The organism is Symplocastrum torsivum, from assembly GCF_059505465.1.
In genome coordinates this window covers 155,491-172,279 of sequence record NZ_JCACKQ010000045.1, presented here as the reverse complement: position 1 = coordinate 172,279, position 16,789 = coordinate 155,491, and the positions used below count along the sequence as shown (strand labels likewise).

General features: G+C 45.9%; 18 protein-coding genes. 7 read left to right on the top strand and 11 right to left on the bottom strand.

What is annotated here, in order from left to right; translation table 11 throughout:
- Positions 1–95: 95 nt before the first annotated feature.
- From AC5JL3_RS14475 to AC5JL3_RS14445, 7 genes are all read right to left on the bottom strand, one after another.
- Positions 96–989 (bottom strand): prohibitin family protein, encoded by an 894-nt coding sequence (locus tag AC5JL3_RS14475; RefSeq protein ID WP_496075141.1) that lies wholly within the window; start codon positions 987–989, stop codon positions 96–98.
- Between the two features lie 273 nt (positions 990–1,262).
- Positions 1,263–2,696 carry an ATP-binding protein gene (locus AC5JL3_RS14470; protein ID WP_496075140.1) on the bottom strand — a complete coding sequence of 478 codons (1,434 nt, stop codon included), beginning with the start codon at positions 2,694–2,696 and terminating at the stop codon, positions 1,263–1,265.
- A 54-nt stretch (positions 2,697–2,750) separates the two neighbouring features.
- A complete protein-coding gene (locus AC5JL3_RS14465) occupies positions 2,751–4,145 on the bottom strand; it encodes an ATP-binding protein (RefSeq protein ID WP_496075139.1) in 1,395 nt (464 codons plus the stop codon).
- 119 nt (positions 4,146–4,264) lie between these two features.
- The gene (locus AC5JL3_RS14460) at positions 4,265–5,152 is read right to left on the bottom strand and encodes an RNA polymerase sigma-70 factor (RefSeq protein ID WP_496075138.1); all 888 of its coding nucleotides are present in this window, start codon (positions 5,150–5,152) and stop codon (positions 4,265–4,267) included.
- 70 nt (positions 5,153–5,222) lie between these two features.
- Positions 5,223–5,846 carry an FMN-dependent NADH-azoreductase gene (locus AC5JL3_RS14455; RefSeq protein ID WP_496075137.1) on the bottom strand — a complete coding sequence of 208 codons (624 nt, stop codon included), beginning with the start codon at positions 5,844–5,846 and terminating at the stop codon, positions 5,223–5,225.
- Positions 5,847–6,055: 209 nt separating this feature from the next.
- Positions 6,056–6,358, bottom strand: a complete 303-nt coding sequence (locus AC5JL3_RS14450; RefSeq protein WP_496075136.1) for a type II toxin-antitoxin system VapC family toxin — start codon at positions 6,356–6,358, stop codon at positions 6,056–6,058.
- Positions 6,358–6,588 carry a type II toxin-antitoxin system Phd/YefM family antitoxin gene (locus AC5JL3_RS14445; RefSeq protein WP_192217142.1) on the bottom strand — a complete coding sequence of 77 codons (231 nt, stop codon included), beginning with the start codon at positions 6,586–6,588 and terminating at the stop codon, positions 6,358–6,360. The genes AC5JL3_RS14450 and AC5JL3_RS14445 overlap by 1 nt, the downstream gene beginning before the upstream one ends.
- Between AC5JL3_RS14445 and AC5JL3_RS14440 the strand changes: the two genes are divergently transcribed.
- Positions 6,587–6,730, top strand: coding sequence for a hypothetical protein (locus AC5JL3_RS14440; RefSeq protein ID WP_496075135.1), 144 nt, complete (start codon positions 6,587–6,589; stop codon positions 6,728–6,730). The two genes, AC5JL3_RS14445 and AC5JL3_RS14440, sit on opposite strands and share 2 nt — an antisense overlap.
- On the opposite strand, the gene AC5JL3_RS14435 is transcribed toward AC5JL3_RS14440, so the two are convergent.
- Positions 6,714–8,411, bottom strand: coding sequence for an FAD-dependent oxidoreductase (locus tag AC5JL3_RS14435; protein ID WP_496075134.1), 1,698 nt, complete (start codon positions 8,409–8,411; stop codon positions 6,714–6,716). The two genes, AC5JL3_RS14440 and AC5JL3_RS14435, sit on opposite strands and share 17 nt — an antisense overlap.
- Positions 8,412–8,828: 417 nt before the next feature.
- Positions 8,829–9,539, bottom strand: coding sequence for a DUF2259 domain-containing protein (locus AC5JL3_RS14430; protein WP_496075133.1), 711 nt, complete (start codon positions 9,537–9,539; stop codon positions 8,829–8,831).
- Positions 9,540–9,750: 211 nt separating this feature from the next.
- On the opposite strand from AC5JL3_RS14430, the gene AC5JL3_RS14425 reads away from it, so the two are divergent.
- The 6 genes from AC5JL3_RS14425 to AC5JL3_RS14400 all read left to right on the top strand — a co-directional run bounded on the left by AC5JL3_RS14425 (position 9,751) and on the right by AC5JL3_RS14400 (position 13,419).
- Complete coding sequence (locus tag AC5JL3_RS14425; RefSeq protein ID WP_496075132.1) at positions 9,751–10,131, top strand: helix-turn-helix domain-containing protein; 381 nt, start codon at positions 9,751–9,753, stop codon at positions 10,129–10,131.
- Between the two features lie 174 nt (positions 10,132–10,305).
- Positions 10,306–10,524, top strand: coding sequence for a hypothetical protein (locus AC5JL3_RS14420; RefSeq protein WP_192217138.1), 219 nt, complete (start codon positions 10,306–10,308; stop codon positions 10,522–10,524).
- 293 nt (positions 10,525–10,817) lie between these two features.
- On the top strand, positions 10,818–11,135 hold the full coding sequence (locus AC5JL3_RS14415) for a hypothetical protein (RefSeq protein WP_496075131.1): 318 nt from the start codon (positions 10,818–10,820) through the stop codon (positions 11,133–11,135).
- A gap of 146 nt (positions 11,136–11,281) precedes the next feature.
- Entirely contained in the window at positions 11,282–12,532 is a 1,251-nt protein-coding gene (locus AC5JL3_RS14410) for an RNA-guided endonuclease InsQ/TnpB family protein (protein WP_496075130.1), read from the top strand.
- 50 nt (positions 12,533–12,582) lie between these two features.
- Positions 12,583–13,107, top strand: a complete 525-nt coding sequence (locus AC5JL3_RS14405) for a hypothetical protein (protein WP_496075129.1) — start codon at positions 12,583–12,585, stop codon at positions 13,105–13,107.
- 21 nt (positions 13,108–13,128) lie between these two features.
- Positions 13,129–13,419, top strand: a complete 291-nt coding sequence (locus tag AC5JL3_RS14400; protein ID WP_496075128.1) for an endonuclease/exonuclease/phosphatase family protein — start codon at positions 13,129–13,131, stop codon at positions 13,417–13,419.
- Here the strand turns inward: AC5JL3_RS14400 and AC5JL3_RS14395 are convergent.
- Together AC5JL3_RS14395 and AC5JL3_RS14390 are read right to left on the bottom strand one after the other, a co-directional pair.
- A complete protein-coding gene (locus tag AC5JL3_RS14395) occupies positions 13,408–15,990 on the bottom strand; it encodes a phospholipid carrier-dependent glycosyltransferase (protein ID WP_496075127.1) in 2,583 nt (860 codons plus the stop codon). The genes AC5JL3_RS14400 and AC5JL3_RS14395 overlap by 12 nt on opposite strands.
- Before the next feature lie 273 nt (positions 15,991–16,263).
- Entirely contained in the window at positions 16,264–16,701 is a 438-nt protein-coding gene (locus AC5JL3_RS14390; RefSeq protein ID WP_496075126.1) for a GNAT family N-acetyltransferase, read from the bottom strand.
- Positions 16,702–16,789: the final 88 nt, after the last annotated feature.

The following is a 16,789-nucleotide window of genomic DNA, read 5'->3' as shown; positions in this document are numbered from 1 at the left end:
TGTTGGGAATTGGGAATTGGGGATTGGGAATTGGGAATTGTCGCTGATAATGAAGGAATGGAAATTTTTCTTACTCCTTCTGCCTTATTTTCAAGTTAAGGAGTTGAGGAAGCATCTAGCTGAAGATTCAGTGGTGTCCCGCCTCGCCCACCCCCAATAATTACGACTTTGGCATTGTCAGAGCCAGCAAGCTTCTCCGTGGCTTCAATTGTCCTCAATTGTAATACTTGCTGATTCAGTCCTTGAGCGACAATCTTTTGAGAATCGGAAATACCTTTTGCTTCAATGCGCTTGCGTTCTGCCTCTTGCCGCGCTTGTTCAAGTGTAAATTTCATTTGTTGGCTCTCCTGCTCGGTTGCTAGCTTCTGCTGAATTGCGGCTTGGAGCTTATCGGGAAGTTCAACTTCTCTTAGCAAGGCTTGCTCAACAACAAAACCGAGGGGGGCTAGCTGTTCGCTAAGTGCTTGGCGCAGTCTAGCTGCTAGCTCCTGCCGTTTTGTTGAGTAAATCGCCTCGGCTGGGTAGCTAGCAGTGATTTCGCGGACGATAGAGCGGAAGCGGGAAGTCACGATTTCCTGCTCGTTGGTGCCAATGGTTCTATAAAGTTCTGCGGCTTTGTTTGGTTCTAGCCTGTACTGGAGACTTACCTCAATATTGAACGCTAATCCTTCCTGGGATGTTGCCTCTACTTTTTCCTTGATATCTCTAAGCCGAGTCGAGAAACTTTCGATCTCAACGAAGGGATTAACCAGATGGATACCAGGATTGAGGGGACGAGAGGAGACTTGCCCGAATAATTCCACGACACCGACATTACCGGCTGGAATAATAATGAGGTTTTTGAACAGAGCGACGAACGTCGCAATGAGTGCAATCAGTAGTGCGATCGCACGCACAGCAAACTGATTCTGCTTACTGGCAATCTTGCCACTAGAAAGATAGACGAGGATTGAGATCAGGCTAGTGAGGAGCGATGCAACGAATGTCATGAGCTTCGGTTCCTTAAGTTTGAACAAGTAGGAAGTTCACTGTCGTTGAAAAACTGTTACTTGTGAACCTCTACTACTTACTCAGGAGCAAGCTGCTAATTTATGACAAAAAACAGAATTTTGTTACCTTCCGAAACACCAGGCATGAATTTAACTTAGCTTTCTTTGGCTTCTAATCATCAATGCAGCAATGACGGCACTTGCGATCGCAAGTCCAACGGCAATCAGCATCACCAAGCGGAAACTATCGATAAATGTTGAGTGTCGATATGGCTATTTAGTGACACTCTCAGACTTGTGAATGGGTAATCGGACTTGAAATCGGGTATCTCCTGGCTTTGAATCAACCCGAATATCGCCTTTGTGTTGTCCGACAACAATCCGACGGGCAATGTCCAATCCCAATCCTGTTCCTTTGCCCACTTCTTTTGTCGTAAAGAATTGCTCGAAGATGCGTGGCTGAATTTCTGGGGGAATGCCTACGCCATCGTCAGCGATTTCGACAACAATGCGTGAAGCAGAGCGATCGCTACTAGCAGAATCGCCTTCCTGTGAGGTGCGTATCCAAATATGCCCTTTACCACCTGTTGCGTCGATCGCATTATCAATTAAATTTGTCCACACTTGATTGAGTTGGTGACCATAAGCAGTGATTCTGGGCAAATCCCCATACTCGCGCTTCACAACTACGCCCTGCTTGAGCTTAAAACTCAAAATCTTTAATGTACTTTCAATCCCCTCATGGATATCCACCTCTTGCAGTGGCGCTTGATCCATGTAGGAGTAATCCTTCATCGCGGCGATTAATTCGGAAATCCGCGTCGAACTGAGTTTAATTTGGTCTAACAGTCCAACTCCCGATACTGTCGCCTCTAGCCAAGCCAACACATCACCAAGACAACTAGGATCGAGATGAGTGACAATTTTATCCAGCTCATCCGTATCCATTCCGGCAGCAACTAGCGTCGGTGCAATTTTCCACCCATCAGCGACATCGTGCGCGTCTAGCCAATCTGTTACCTCGTCTTCAGCTTCGCTTTGCGCTAGGGGGTCAAGATGGGTGCAGCGTTTAGCTGATTCAGTTGCTCTCTGGTACAAATTAGATAGAAATGTCCTATGTTCTTCGGTAATGGGTTGCTGATGTAGCTTTAGCGCGAGGGTTGGTAGCTTTTGCAAGACTTCTTCTAAGTGTTCCACGCCTCTACGGGCGGCAGCAGAGGGGTTATTTAACTCGTGGGCAAGTCCGGCGGATAAGGTACCGAGGGAAATCAGCTTCGCCTGCTGTTGCGAGACAGCTTCGTGAATTTGCGATCGCTCTGCCGAAATCTTCAGGATACGCCGAGGAATTGAAGGACAGGTACACAGCATCTCCCAAAACATCTCAGGAGTCAGCTTGTACAGACGAACACCAGTTATGGCATATCCACTGGTCGGATAAGTTTCCTCCAATAGCAGGATGAGTTCAGCAAAGACATCGCCCGTTTCCAAAGTGACAGCATGAACGGCTTGCGCTCCAACTGTCCTTGTCCACTCGGTTTTACCTTCTAAGATGATGTAAAAACCATCCGGTGGGTCTCCTTGCTTAGCAATTTGCACTCCTGGTTGTAGCCAAATTTCTTCACCATGTTCGGATAACCACTGCAACGTCTCTTGGGGAAGTTTGGCAAACAGTGGTACCTGACGTAAAGCCTCTTCGAGGTCGGTCATTGCAATACCTCAATCAATAGCCTGACTATTGTGAATGCGATAGCGTTATGAGTTCTAGGCTGTTTGAGAACCGATTGGTAAACGGACTTGAAAGCGGGTATCTCCTGGTTGGGAAATGAAGCTGATATTTCCGTTGTGTTTGCTAACAATACGGTAGGTCACGTCTAACCCCAATCCAGTTCCTTGCCCTACACCTTTCGTAGTGAAAAACGGTTCAAAAATACGAGGCTGGATGTCTCGTGGAATACCGGGTCCGTTGTCGGCAATTTCTACTAGCACATGGTCATACTCACACCAAGTACGAATCCATATCTCCCCTTGTCCGTTCATGGCTTCGATCGCATTATCAATCAGGTTCGTCCACACCTGGTTGAGTTCGCTGCCGTAGGCGAGTAGGCGCGGTAAATTGGGGTCATATTCACGAGTGACTGTCACACCTGTTTTGAGTTTATAACTCAGGATGGTAATTGTACTCTCCAATCCCTCATGCACGTCCACGTCCTGTAGTGGTGCTTGATCCATGTAGGAATAATCTTTAATCGCTTTCACCAATTGGGAAATACGCGACGATCCCTGTTCAACTTCGGATAACACGCCAACACCTGTTAACGCCGTTGAAATCCAAGTCAGGGCATCACTGAGACATTCAGGGGGTACTTTCGTGGCAACAGTGTCTAGCCATGCGGTATCTAAACCTGCACTGACTAGAGTTGAGGAGAGTTTCCAGCCATCTTTTACATCGTGTGCGTCTAGCCAGTCATTGACTTCATCTTCGCGATCGCTTTGTCTGAGAGGATCGAGCCGGGGCGCTGTTTTCGCACTTTTCACCACTTCGCACTGCAAGTCAGCCAGAAACTCTAGTTGAACAGGTGTCATCTGTTGCTGATTTAGCTTTAGCGAAAGACACGGCAATTCTTCAAAAATATCTTGCAAGTGCCTTGCACCCCTTACCACAGCGGCGGCGGGATTATTCATCTCGTGCGCGAGTCCAGCCGCTAAAGTACCGAGTGCCGCTAGTTTTTCACGCTGTTGGGATAAGGTCTGAATGTCTTGCATCCGACGCGCCATCGTGCCTAAAATTGCTGTCATTACGCAAGAACAACTTGAGAGCAATTGCCAAAAGGCATCTTTTGGTAACTCGAAGACATAGGAGTGTGTTACGGCGCGTCCACTTGCCCAAAGATATTCGTCACCCGTCAAAACAGGCAACTCGCCATACAATTCGTTGGGTTTGTACGTGGTGAGTACGACTTCTTGCTCATCCACTTTTTGGTAAATCCGAATTTCACCCTCAAGCAGCACAAATACATGATCGGCAGGACTGCCTTCTCCCCGGTGCAGTTCACCTGGTTCTAACCAAGCCTCCTTACCTACTTTAGATAACCACTGCAACCGATCCTCTTGTAATTTTGAGAAAACTGGCACCTGACGTAAAGCCTCAATTAGCATCACAACACCTTGCTGAGATTTTATAAACAATGGAAGCGAAGTATAGGCGTGAAGTGCTATTCCTTACTAATACTACAGATCCTTCTCGCCGCTCCAACGTATTTTTCGACCGTTAAACTTTATATCTCTAAACGAGGCTGTCGCTCTAAGATTTGCTGAAGCTTATCGGGATTGACAACCGCAAAGATAGACTGAATGTGCCCATTAGCAAACTCAAAGCTAAATACACTGTGTAGATGACCATTGACGGAGTTAATGATGCCAGGTTGACCATTCATATAAATCCGTTGTGAGGTTACATCAGGTAAAACTTTGCTGTGACGGGTAGCAATCAAAAATCGGACAATCTTCCTTGCGCCGTATAGGGGATTTACTGCTGCCACAACCTTACCACCACCATCTGCCCAAAATGTAGCGCCCTCTGCAACGAGTGTGAGCAGACTTTGCATATCGGCTTGCATCCAGGTTTGCAAAAATTGTTCGGTCAGTTCTTCCTGCTGCTGTAATGGCATGTTGAGATCAAAGGCTTTAGAGGTGAGCTTTTGCTTGGCTCGTCGTAGAATTTGACGGCAATTCACCTCACCTTTATGCAAAATTTGTCCGATATCTGCATAGCTATAGTCGAATACTTTACGCAGTAGAAGAACAGCTCGTTCAGTAGGTGACAACCGCTCTAGCATTACCAAAAATGCTATGGAGAGACTGTCTGCCAACTCAGCTACTTCGATAGGGTCAGTTGTAGATTGTGTCACTAGCGGTTCAGGCAACCATGTCCCGACATACTGTTCGCGTTGCACCCGCGCTGATCGCAAGTGATCGATGCAAAGACGAGTAACAATTGACGAAAGATAAGTTTTGGGCAACCGCACCGTTGCTTCTGGAACCTGCTGCCATCGCAAGAAGGCTTCTTGCACCATATCTTCAGCATCACTGACGCTGCTTAGCATTCGATAAGCGAGTGAAAACAGTAGAGAACGATGCTGTTCAAATTGTTCTAAATGATTCATGATGTTCTCCTACCAGCAAATTCGACTTGAGCATTCACATCTCCCTAAGCTCACTGAAGTGAAGACACTGTTACCAAGTTTGCGCCAATTCCATGAGACGTTCGAGAGCAGTTTCTGTTGCCTGCTGTCGTTCTTCACTAGACCCAAATTGATTGGGAACTTCAATATATTCCACATCCTCAATACCGATGAAATTCAGAATGAACCTTAAATAAGGTTCGCAGAAGTCTATTGCCGCTGTCGGTGTACCTGGCGCATAGCCCCCTGCCCTTGAACTGATTATCAAGGCTTTTTTGCCAGTCAGGAGACTACCAAACATTCCTGTCGAACGGTCAAAGCTGAATGTACGATCGACGCGAACAACATTGTCAATGTATGCTTTGAGATTGGTGGGTACGCTGAAATTGTACATAGGAACTCCCAGCACAATTCGTTCTGCTGTTGCAAGTTCCTCAATAAGCATTTCTGACTCAGCTAGCTCGTCTCTCATTTCCTGAGTCCGGGCTTGAGGAGGGGTATAATTTGCAACCACCCATGCTGCGGTTGGTAGTTTAGGGGGATTTGCTCCTACGTCTCGTAGAATTTGCTTTACATCAATCTGATGCGATCGCCATGCATGGATGAACTTCGATGCGAGGGTGCGAGAGACGGAACCTTCCTGACGAACGCTGGATTGAATTTCAAGCAGTTTCATAGCTGTCCTCCGAGAACAAAGGTCTATTGTTTGTGAGTTTTTGCAAGTCTGCATTAGGCACTCACTAATAAGACGAAGAACCTGTTCTCGCTGTGACATGACAAATATTAGTGCTGACCTACTTACTTACCATACGTAATTAATTGAATAGGCATCAAAGGCAGAATCAGCACTCAAAATCGGTATCTGCTCCGCCATAGCCTGTGCAATTAAAAGCCTATCGAAGGATCGCGATGATGAAAAGGTAGTGTCGCCACAACAGTGATGTGGTCTAAATTGATATTCAGTAACTCGGTACTGTTGCGACTAAGTTGCTGCTCTATAAATTCCCGAAAGGGCAGACTAAAACTCAGCTTTCCTGTACTTTGTTTAATTGCCATTTCCCAAAGGCTAGCTGTACTCAGTAGCTTTTCGTTATTCTCATCCTCAATTAATGACCGTACTATGACACTCAGCTTAGGGCTGTTGGTAACGAACCAAATGAAGGTATGAGTATCTAGTAGTAGCCTCATTACATATAGTCCTTGAAGTCCTCTAAAGGCTCGTCAAAATCATCTGATATTGTGACTAAGCCTTTAGCGCTCCCAGCCTTAGCCGGCCAACGTTTTTTCACAGACGAGACGGCTACCAGTTTTACAACAGGTTTATTGTCTTTCGTGATTATGATTTCTTCGCCCTTAAGTGCTGCTTCGATTAGGTCAGAAAGATGTTGAGAGGCTTCAGTGAGAGTGATTTGGGTCATGGCTGTAAACTTTTTGACTCCAATATGTCCTTACATCAAATATTTGTTTCTTACGCTGAATCTGGCGAACTTTGCTGATAAGAGCGATCGCTACCTCAACAGTCGGCGATCGCTCTTATTACCCCTCACACCACTTTGCTGAGATATTGATGGACAAACTGAACACAAATCGAACCCTCCCCTACCCCAGAAGCGACACGCTTCACGGAACCGGAACGGACATCACCGACAGCAAAGACACCAGGGATGTTTGTCTCCAGCAAGAAGGGGTCACGGTCTAAAGACCATCCCCGTGGACGGTTTTCAGGTATACGGTTACGGGCAGCCTGAATTTCACTGACACGCTTGAGGTCGGGCCCTGTCAGGATAAAGCCGCGCTCACCTCGCTCAACTACTCCATCTAACCAATCAGTATGAGGCAAAGCACCGATGAAGATAAACAGGGAATTAGCTGGAACAGTTTGTGTTTCACCCGTTTGCGAGTTTTCGATGACCAATGCTTCTAGGCTTGTCTCACCTTTGGCTTCAATCACACTTGAATGCGTTTGCACGGTGATATTGTCTGTTGCTTCGATTTGGTCAATTAGGTACTGGGACATACTCTTGGTCAGAGAGTCACCCCGTACTAACATCGTGACTTTACGGGCATATTTAGAAAAATACATTGCTGCCTGTCCGGCTGAATTTGCCCCACCGATGACGTAAACATCTTCGTTAGTACAGGCAAGTGCTTCCGTTTGCGCTGCACCATAGTACACACCTGCGCCAGTTAGCTTTTCAACTCCTGGGATATTCAGCCGTCGCCACGACACACCCAACGCGAGGATTAAAGCATGGCAGCTAATTTCTTTACCATCACTTAGGGTAAGAATCCGATATTGGTCTTGAGTGCGAATTGCTGTTGCTTCTTGGGGGGTAAGAATTTCTACACCGAAGCGTCTTGCTTGAGTAACCGCACGTCTAGCTAAATCACCTCCGCTTAAACCAACTGGAAAACCTAGGTAATTTTCAATTCGGGAACTGGTTCCTGCTTGTCCACCAGGGGCTTCACGTTCAATCATTACGGTATGCAAGCCTTCCGATGCCCCATAAACGGCAGCAGCTAGCCCAGCCGGGCCACCACCGACGATAATCAGGTCATAAAACGGCTTTTGGGCAATCGTTTGTAGTCCAATTTTTTCAGCAACTTGGACATTAGTCGGCTGAATCAAGCGATCGCCATTCGGAAAGAGTACCAGTGGTAGTTTACGATTTGGGCACTCTGCGTAGCTAAGCAGACGTTGTGCTTCGGTTTCTTGCTCGACATCCAACCACTGATATGGAACTTGATTGCGAGCGAGAAAGTCTTTGACTTGGTGGGAATAAGGACTCCAGCGATCGCCAATTACCCGAATTCCTTCAAAGGGTGAGCGGAAGTTGGCTTGCCAGTCATCTAGTAGATCGTTGAGTACTGGATACAAGCGCTCCTCTGGAGGTTCCCAAGGTTTCATTAAGTAGTAATCAATGTTTGCTGAATTAATGGCGCGGATTGCAGCATTAGTGTCAGCATACGCGGTGAGTAAGACACGCTTCGCGTCTGGGTATAGCGTAATTGCTTGTTCGATGAACTCAACACCGCTCATCTGCGGCATCCGTTGATCGACGAGAAATAGCGCAACTGCCTCGTTTCTGAGTTTTAACTGTTTGAGTGTGTCTAGCGCAGATGCGCCAGAGTCAGCACGCACGACTCGAAAGCGATCGCCATACTCGCCTCGTAAATCACGGGCAACGGCTTGTAAAACTTCCGGGTCGTCGTCCACTGTTAAGAGTACAGGTTTCGCCATAGCTTCCTAATTGTTAGGGTTGGCAAATTGATTAATTGGAATTGTCTACTGGAGCCAGCTCATTCATTGAGCTTACTCAAACCATACCGCTTTTTTTTCAAAGGATAGCTGTATTAAGCAATTCAAAATTCTCGCATTCAAAATTCACAGTGAGAAAAGCTAAAAGTAACAAGCGCTACTGCAATTTGAATGCATATTAGCTTATGTCTAATCAAAAAAAATGCTCTCCTGCCTTCGATCAAGAGAGCACAATAGGCTTTTGTTGTTTGGACTCTGAAGCCGACTTATGTCTACTCCATCTAAAAGCTAATCAGTCAATGTGACGCAAAAGTGACAACGAGATGGCAAAGATGCGATCGCTTATGGCGGTAGGTAGTAGGTGGTAGGCAAATTTTCCTCTCCCTATCTCCCCACCCTCTAAATCGGAAAGCTTTGCACAAAGGTTGTCTGCACTACACCCTCATAAGTTGGTTGAGTCATGTCGATTAGCACTACGATGTTGCGTCTATCTGGTGATAGGCGTACTTCTCGGATTGAGTATTTCTGTACTGCATCGCGGTAATTGTTCAAATCGCCAATCGTCAGGCGACTATTGTTGTAATTAATCACGAGCCGCATGGAAGCACGATCTACAGTAAAATCACCTCCTGGATCGATTGGTGAGAGGTAGCGCTGCTGAAGTAGAATCTGCATTGGTTGAGTTTGAGTACTCACCCGCACTTGAACTGTCTCGCTTCTATCAGGATTTGTTTTACGAGAAATAATTGGCAGCGGCAGTCCGACTTTTAGCTGGTTTAACCTCAAACTCTGGCGAATTGATGCTGTTCTTTGCAGTAACTCATCTTCTGCGGCTTTATTGCTAAGATTTGCCTGGTCTTGAGTATAGTCAGTTTTCAGACAACCATTCCTCACACACGCATTATTTGCCACGTCAATAATTTGTATTTGTGCCAGTGGAATCTCTGTCACAGAATTGCGAGAGCTTTCGAGGTAAATATAGTGACGATTATCTATGGAGAAACCAGACAATCGTCTGGATGTTCTAAAAACTGCTGCCAATCCCACTAAGTCAACCAAGACGAGGGTACTAGCGGCAAACAGGACTGGAACTAATAAAAAGCGTTTCATACCAACAATGCTTTTCCCCGGACAACCCATTTGAGGATGTAGGGTCTGACCCCCTATCAAGTGACCACCAGTATCCTACCATCTGGCTTTTCATAGCTAAATATAAAGCTTTGTATAGATGCACATATACTGCAAGTCCTGGCAAGATAACTCCTTAAAGGTTCCAAAACGGACTTTTCACTATCAATCCCAACCTTTAGAGCTTCCCAGTATGCAACTTAACCCAATCTCGGAACCGATTGCCCTCCAACCTCACCTGAGTATTGACGAACTGGAAATGCGCTATCGTCAGGCAAAGGTTCCTGCTGAACGTAGTCAGCTTCAAATCGTTTGGTTAGTTGCTCAGGGAAAATCAACGGAAGAAGCCGCTAGTATCACAGGCTACAATCCTCAGTGGGTTTATCAACTCATCTATCGTTATAACCAACTGGGTTCAGAAAAATTTATAGATAAGCGGCATAAAAACCCTGCGTTGCATTTTATTCGTTTACTAACACAGGTTAATGCGTCTTCAACAAACAATGATGATTTTGTACAAGAAGGATTTTTTTCTGAGCTGAGAGCCAATTCCACCTACTTAACTCTTTTGTAAATTAGCAATAAAGTTTCAAGGAAAAGAGTCATTTAATACACCTATTGATAGAATTAGCTCAAACTTTGTTATCTCTGTGGCGGTAACGGCAAGAGGTTAGGGTTCTCGCCTTTGATAGATTCCGGCTCAATTTTATAACAATAGGGTTAGGGATGTAGGGTTAGAATCTACACTATGAAAAATCCTAATCTGTGTAAAGTTTGTCTTCTACCAAATGCGATCGCAGATTTATGTGCGGACGTGACTGAAGATGGCAAAATTACTCTTCCTAATCGTTATGGCTTGATGGCATCAGTATTAGATAATTCTCTAACTGAAGAAGAGGAACAATCAGTTAACCGTCTACTCTATGCTGTACGCAGAGGACGGTTAAAGGTGGTAGATGAACTTTAGATTTATGCTCTTGGACGTGCTAGGCTAACTAAATTTCCTAACATTGTATTTTCTCTATCATTAGGGGGATTCCTTGGGATAGATGATTACTTTTATTTACTGTAGTAAACTCCAATTAATGCAAATGCCAGGTAACGAAGGCATTGCTACTGATAGGACATCAGGCTTCTAGGACTTCCTCTGGGAGCCTTTCTAATATTTGAAGGGCATAAGCGGCTGTAACACAATCACCACATCCCTTTGACAACATTTACTCTGTGCTAGCTTGGACTGAGCCGTCAGCCCACAGATAGATGCCTAAGCTAACAACAGTAGTCTTAAGAGCGGTCAATTCAGCTAAATTCTTACTTGATATTGCAGCTAGTGGTGCCGCGATCGCAACAGTGCTGGGTTTTGCTGGAAGTCTTTGGTGGGTTTTCGAGCTTATCGAGCATCTTAGACCACAATACTGCCTGGTTCTAGTGACGGCGTTGGTCATTGGCGGCATTTCACCAGAAAATAGCGGTAGGGCTTTCCTCCCTACTCTGAAGAGACAGGGAGGAAAGCCCACACGAGCGGCTTTAGCCGCCTACCTCTTCATTCTCTCTAATCATCCGTTTTATCGCTGCTGACAAACTGCATCCCCATTTAGCTGCAATCTTGACGAGCTTTTCAAATTCGTAATCATCCAAATAAGCGGGAACAGGGTGTTTTTTAGTAGGCATAACCCAAGACAAAGTATTATTACTCTGTTATTATAAATAAAGGAGGTAAAACAATGTTTGGATGCCAACAGGTTCTAATTAAAACGGACAAAGAAACTCAGGCAATTCTTGAGTATCTTTGTTCTGAGTCTGCAAAGCTGTCAAATTGCGGCATCTACTATTCGCGTCAATTGTATTTCAAGATCGGTAGAATCCCGAATCGCGCTGAATTACACAAGGTTCTAGGAACTGAGAATCAAAACTTACATTACCAGGCGTTCTATTCGGATACAGCGCAGCAAATTCTAGCGGGTGTGGCAGAGTCTTTTAAGTCTTTTTTGGGACTGCTCAGGGGCGTTAAGAAGGGGACGGTAACGCAACGCCCCAAGCTGCCGGGGTATCGTCAAGGCGGAATGGCGCTAGTAACCTTTACAGGACGGTCGGTAAAGCTCAAAGAGGGGATGCTGAGATTTCCGCTTGGAAGCAAGGTTAAAGCTTGGTTTGGATTGGATTCGTTCTATCTGCCAATACCGTCAAACCTCGATTTCAAGTCGATTCGAGAGTATCGAATTCTTCCTCGTAATGGTTGTTTCTATCTGGAGTTGGTCTACAAAACTGGTGATATTCAGGCAGACATTGACCATGCTAAGTGCCTATCAATTGATCACGGCATGAATAACTGGCTAACCTGTGTAAGCAATGTAGGCACTAGCTTTATCGTTGATGGCAAACATCTAAAATCCATCAACCAAGGATACAACAAGCGAGTTGCTTTTCTGATGGAAGGAAAGGCTAACGGCTATTGGTCTAAACGACTTGCAAGCTTAACTGAAAAACGCAATCGCCAGATGCGTGATGCTATCAACAAAGCAGCGAGAAAAGTGATACAGCACTGTTTACAGAATCGTATTGGAACGGTTGTTTTCGGATGGAATAAGGGTCAAAAAGATTCTGCCAACATGGGAAGTAAAACAAACCAAAAGTTTGTGCAGATTCCTACGGGTAGATTGAAAGGTCGAATCGCTCAACTGTGTGAGCAATACGGTATCAAATTTGTAGAAACTGAAGAATCCTATTCTTCTAAGGCTTCGTTTGTCGATAATGACTCGCTACCTACATTCGGTGCAAAACCTGAAGGGTGGCAAGCAAGCGGTAAACGGGTTAAGCGTGGTCTATACAAAACCGCTCAGGGCTGGCTGATCAATGCAGACTGCAATGGCGCTGCAAACATTGGAAAAAAAGTAGTGATGATGCTTGGGCTTGATCTAAGCGGAATCAGTAGAGGCGATTTGTCAGCGCCTTTAAGACTCAAGTTGTGGTCTTAAGAATCCCCTCGTCTTCAGACCGGGGAGTGTCAAGTAGAACGTGGAGCTTTGTGTGGTGTTTACCATTAGCGCTTAATCTCGCTCTCCTCGCCCCCCTCTTTTTTGCATCCGCTCAAGGCTCCTACCTAGAGCAAGCTAACCACATCCCTGGCAGTACGTTTCGCCTTCTCTACGCTAACCTTGACCATAGCAATAAAGATACGAGCCAAGCCATACGGTACATAGAAGGAAAAAATGCTGATCTAGTTTTGTTACAAGAGGTCACATCAAGATGGCTGACCACACTGGAATCAAATCTCTCACGATACCGAGTGGTTACGTCTTTTCCAAAAGAGGACTCCACGGGTCTTGCTATGCTTGTGCCGATCGCTCCATCAAAGTTACTTGAGCTAGTGGCGACACAAATTATCGCACTGCCGCCTTACTCAGGACAACCACTGGTTGAAACAACGCTCCGGTGGGAAGGTACAGAGGTTGTAATTCTTGGCTTAAGTATAATCCGCCCACAGAGCCACGATTCGTCAGCTTTTCAAGATGTAGAGTTCGATGCCACGGCTGAATGGAGCCTGCGTTAGCAAAGAGAGTACAAACGTGAGGTGGTAGTCATTGGTGATTTTAATAGTACCCCGTGGTCAGGTCGGTTTCGTTCGTTTCTACACGAGAGCGCTCTTCACAATTCACAGCAAGGGTTTGGTTTGCAACCGACTTGGCCGGCTGATTTCCCGTCTGTGCTGAAGATTGCGATCGACCATTGTTTGCACAGTAAGTCGATTACCACCATAAACCGTGCTACTGGGTTCAATATTGGCTCAGATCATCTGCCGCTTTTTGTGGAATTACGCTTTGGAAAGGCTTATTCAAATAGCTCAATGGATTTAAAGGTTTAGTTTTTGAAGGACACTCCAAGCTTTGAAAATATTACCTTGTAGGAGTGCGGCTGCACCGGAAAGAGCTTGGATTTCTGGGATATTAGGGTTGAGGGCAAGGGCAGGTTGGAGTGCTTCTTGGGCTGCTTTTCCACGCCATTCATAGAGGTAGACAAAGGCAAGATAGGCGTGGGCAAAGGGATTTTGGGAGTCTAGTTGCACGACTTGTTTTAAAGCTGCGATCGCACCTTTGGTATCTTCCTGCAATACTCTTGAAAAGGCGAGGGCATAAGCTAAATCTCGGTTTTGTGGTTCCTGCTGGAGGCGGTAGGCGAGAGCGAGTTCGGCTTGTTTGGTGTAATCTTGAACGGGGTCATACTGGTTGATTCGTCCAATTTCGTCAAAGATCGGGTCGATCGCTTCTCGCCCTTTCGGTAAGCTAGTCGCTAACGTTCGCAGTTGGGTGACTAAATCTAATTCTGGAGCGGGTAAAGCAGGGGTATTGGTAGCAATATTGAGCGTTACTGCTGGTACAGTGATCGGGTAATTCTCACCCGTTTCCCGGTTTAGGTAGGTTGCCTCTAGCGTGTAAGTTCCAGGGGCAATGTCCGTAGGGGGAAGCATGGCAATCTGTTCGGTGACTCGAAAACTCGCTGGGGATTGCTGAGGATTTGAGCGTCCAGAATACAATTCACCCATCGCAATGCCGTGGTCATGTAGCCACCGTGTCTGATTCGAGTTGGGATTTTGATTGCTGGTGCTTTTCCACGTTAGCAATACGATACCTGATCGCAATTGCTCCCAAGCACCTGTCCATTCGTAGGTTACTGGGACTGGCATCCCAGGTGGGGCTTGTTGGGGTACGGTGACTCGCTCTAAGCTGACTTTGGTAAGCGGTTGCTGTAGCGGTTGGACTTGGATTGGGGCGGGGGTACGATGATAGAGCTTTAAAATAGTGCGATCGGGTAATGTCCAATTTTTTTGTAATTGGAAGTCTGGGCTTTGCTCAATGCTTTGAACTGTAAGGGATTGGGCTTCGCTGCGTGTTGCTTCATCACCAGTTTTAGTGAGGAACCAAGAAAGCGATCGCACATCTTTCGCCTGATACCGTTTGCGGACACCGACTTCACGCCCGTACACCTGAAAATCTTGCAATGCCCCGTAGTAATTAAAGGTATTGTGGTTAATTTCTGAGGTTTTCGGCAAAACGCCCAATGTCGCTTGCAGTTGGGGCTGAGTACGGATAATTTCATCAATTACCTGAGTATGAGGCCAGGCTTGCGCTTGTTCAGGATAGCTGTGAGAGTTAGGACTCAGGGCTTTTACCAGATAATCTCCCGGTACACCACCGATGCGGAAGAGGTTGAGGCACATGAGGAGGAAGGCTAAGCCAACTGTCCCCCAACGCACTGCCCAAAGTCGTCTGGGCCATAGGGTTAAGCCATATGCCAATACCACGGAGAGAATCGGTAGTAAAGGCGCGATATAACGCAGGTCTTTGTTAACAATTGCTGAGCTGATCAAGTAAGACCCGACTAAAAAGAGTGCTAACCAACGTAAAGCTGAAGTTGCATTGTGGGTGCTGTTTGTGCCATCGCGGAAGCTGGGAAACACGCGACTCCAGTACAGCAACAAGCCAACTAAGGGGACTAAGAGTATCGGCCAAGTTACCGCACGGGGAAGGTCGTTCCAATAATACGTCCAGGCGGCAAAGGTGTTGAGAGGTGGGTCGCCTTCTTTCAGTGCGGGAATGACAATGCTGTTCTGCTGGACGCTAAACACGAATAACCAGTTCGTGCGGTACCAGGGGCCAAAGATGAATAGGGATAGTAGGAAAGCACTAATTAACTGAAGGATTCGCCCCCAAGCGCGTTGCCATAGCAGTGTTCCAAAAAGCCACAGCAAGGGTACGAATAGAAAGAATAGGATGGTCTGCTTTACCATCATGGCTAGACCAAAGCAAACACCAAACGCTAATGCCCAGCACCATCCCTGACGAGGCGTTTTTCTATCCCGCCATACCGTTAGGCCCCAAAAATTGGCGGCGACAAGTGCGACGAGCGGATAATCGAGTACATAGTGCAGCCGGATGATGTAAAGTCTGGGGAGTAGTACACATAGCCCTGCTGCCCAAAGTCCTACCTGGGTACTAAATAGGTGTTTACCGATGCCGTAAACAGAGACGAGTAAAACCGCACTAAATAGTAAATTAACAAGCAGTGCTTGGTCGGGACTAGTGCCAAAGAGTTGTTGAAAAGGAGCCGTGGCAATATAGGTTAGGGGCGGATACTTAGAAGAGAGCATCCACAAGCTTGTCCACCATTCCCCAGAAAACCACTTGGCGTTTTGTAGCGCATTGAGATAATTTAATGAGCCAGTGAGGTGATTCGTTGGGTCCCAAGCGGGGATAGAGTGGTCTAAGGCTAACCAAAGGCGATCGCATAATGCCCCTACTAGCCATATTGCCCCTAATATCAGTGGTACAAGTGGAAAAGAATTCTTTTGCCAAACGGAGAGACTCTCTCCCTTATCAGCCGTTTGCCGTGTATCTTTCACCTCTTGCCTTTGATTACCTTGGTCTTGCTGTGCCACGAAATTTACCTAAGTTCTTCCCAGCGCTTCCTCATCTTGATTAGAGCATGAGGATTGCCAGCTACTATAAATTTCTCCCCTTCCTGCTCAAAACCCAGTTAGACTGACCTGAGCCATTATCTTAAGTGGAATGGTACTGACATAAGAGCCTTGAAATAAATTTAAGGCTCAAAGATATGTCAAGCTAAAGCTTACTACATTAGCCTTTCAACCCGTTTTAGCGGGTTTTAGCTTTCAGCCCGAACTTTAGTTCAGGGCTTAAGTCAGCGACATTCATCTTAAGTGTTTAGTCATCTTGACATGGGGAATCCCCGCTTCCTCAAATATGCCCCCTACTTGTTCAAAACCCAGTTTTTCATATAAGCCTTTGGCATATTCCTGAGCATGAATCATCACTTTTGAAATCTCTTTTTGTTCTATGACTTCTATTGCCTTTTCCGTCAGCTTCCTCCCAATTCCTTGCCCCCTTGCTGCCGAGAGGACGGCTAAGCGTTCTATTTTTGCAAGCTGATTATCTAGATAGCGAATTCTGAGAGTGCCAACAGGTTGATTATCTAAATACGCCAAAATATGCTCGGCTGTTTCATCTAAACCATCAAATTCTAAAGCAGGGTCAACACCTTGTTCAACTTGAAAGACCTGAATTCGTATCGGTTTAATTTCAGAGATTTTGTCTGTATAATTCACTAATTCTAAACTGATTTGGTTCATAGTAATTTATCCAGTTGAGTATTGATTCACTAGCTATTAAAAAATGTATCTTTTAAGCTAAAATATTAACGACTTCTCTAATATCGTG

Bases quoted from the DNA above. Each gene is read 5' to 3' on its own strand.
- AC5JL3_RS14470 (WP_496075140.1), bottom strand. From the start codon at position 2,696: ATGACCGACCTCGAAGAGGCTTTACGTCAGGTACCACTGTTTGCCAAA.
- AC5JL3_RS14415 (WP_496075131.1), top strand. From the start codon at position 10,818: ATGCCTAAGCTAACAACAGTAGTCTTAAGAGCGGTCAATTCAGCTAAA.
- AC5JL3_RS14445 (WP_192217142.1), bottom strand. From the start codon at position 6,588: ATGACCCAAATCACTCTCACTGAAGCCTCTCAACATCTTTCTGACCTA.
- AC5JL3_RS14420 (WP_192217138.1), top strand. From the start codon at position 10,306: ATGAAAAATCCTAATCTGTGTAAAGTTTGTCTTCTACCAAATGCGATC.
- AC5JL3_RS14455 (WP_496075137.1), bottom strand. From the start codon at position 5,846: ATGAAACTGCTTGAAATTCAATCCAGCGTTCGTCAGGAAGGTTCCGTC.
- AC5JL3_RS14410 (WP_496075130.1), top strand. From the start codon at position 11,282: ATGTTTGGATGCCAACAGGTTCTAATTAAAACGGACAAAGAAACTCAG.
- AC5JL3_RS14430 (WP_496075133.1), bottom strand. From the start codon at position 9,539: ATGAAACGCTTTTTATTAGTTCCAGTCCTGTTTGCCGCTAGTACCCTC.
- AC5JL3_RS14475 (WP_496075141.1), bottom strand. From the start codon at position 989: ATGACATTCGTTGCATCGCTCCTCACTAGCCTGATCTCAATCCTCGTC.
- AC5JL3_RS14440 (WP_496075135.1), top strand. From the start codon at position 6,587: ATGGCTGTAAACTTTTTGACTCCAATATGTCCTTACATCAAATATTTG.
- AC5JL3_RS14460 (WP_496075138.1), bottom strand. From the start codon at position 5,152: ATGAATCATTTAGAACAATTTGAACAGCATCGTTCTCTACTGTTTTCA.
- AC5JL3_RS14425 (WP_496075132.1), top strand. From the start codon at position 9,751: ATGCAACTTAACCCAATCTCGGAACCGATTGCCCTCCAACCTCACCTG.
- AC5JL3_RS14450 (WP_496075136.1), bottom strand. From the start codon at position 6,358: ATGAGGCTACTACTAGATACTCATACCTTCATTTGGTTCGTTACCAAC.
- AC5JL3_RS14435 (WP_496075134.1), bottom strand. From the start codon at position 8,411: ATGGCGAAACCTGTACTCTTAACAGTGGACGACGACCCGGAAGTTTTA.
- AC5JL3_RS14465 (WP_496075139.1), bottom strand. From the start codon at position 4,145: ATGCTAATTGAGGCTTTACGTCAGGTGCCAGTTTTCTCAAAATTACAA.
- AC5JL3_RS14390 (WP_496075126.1), bottom strand. From the start codon at position 16,701: ATGAACCAAATCAGTTTAGAATTAGTGAATTATACAGACAAAATCTCT.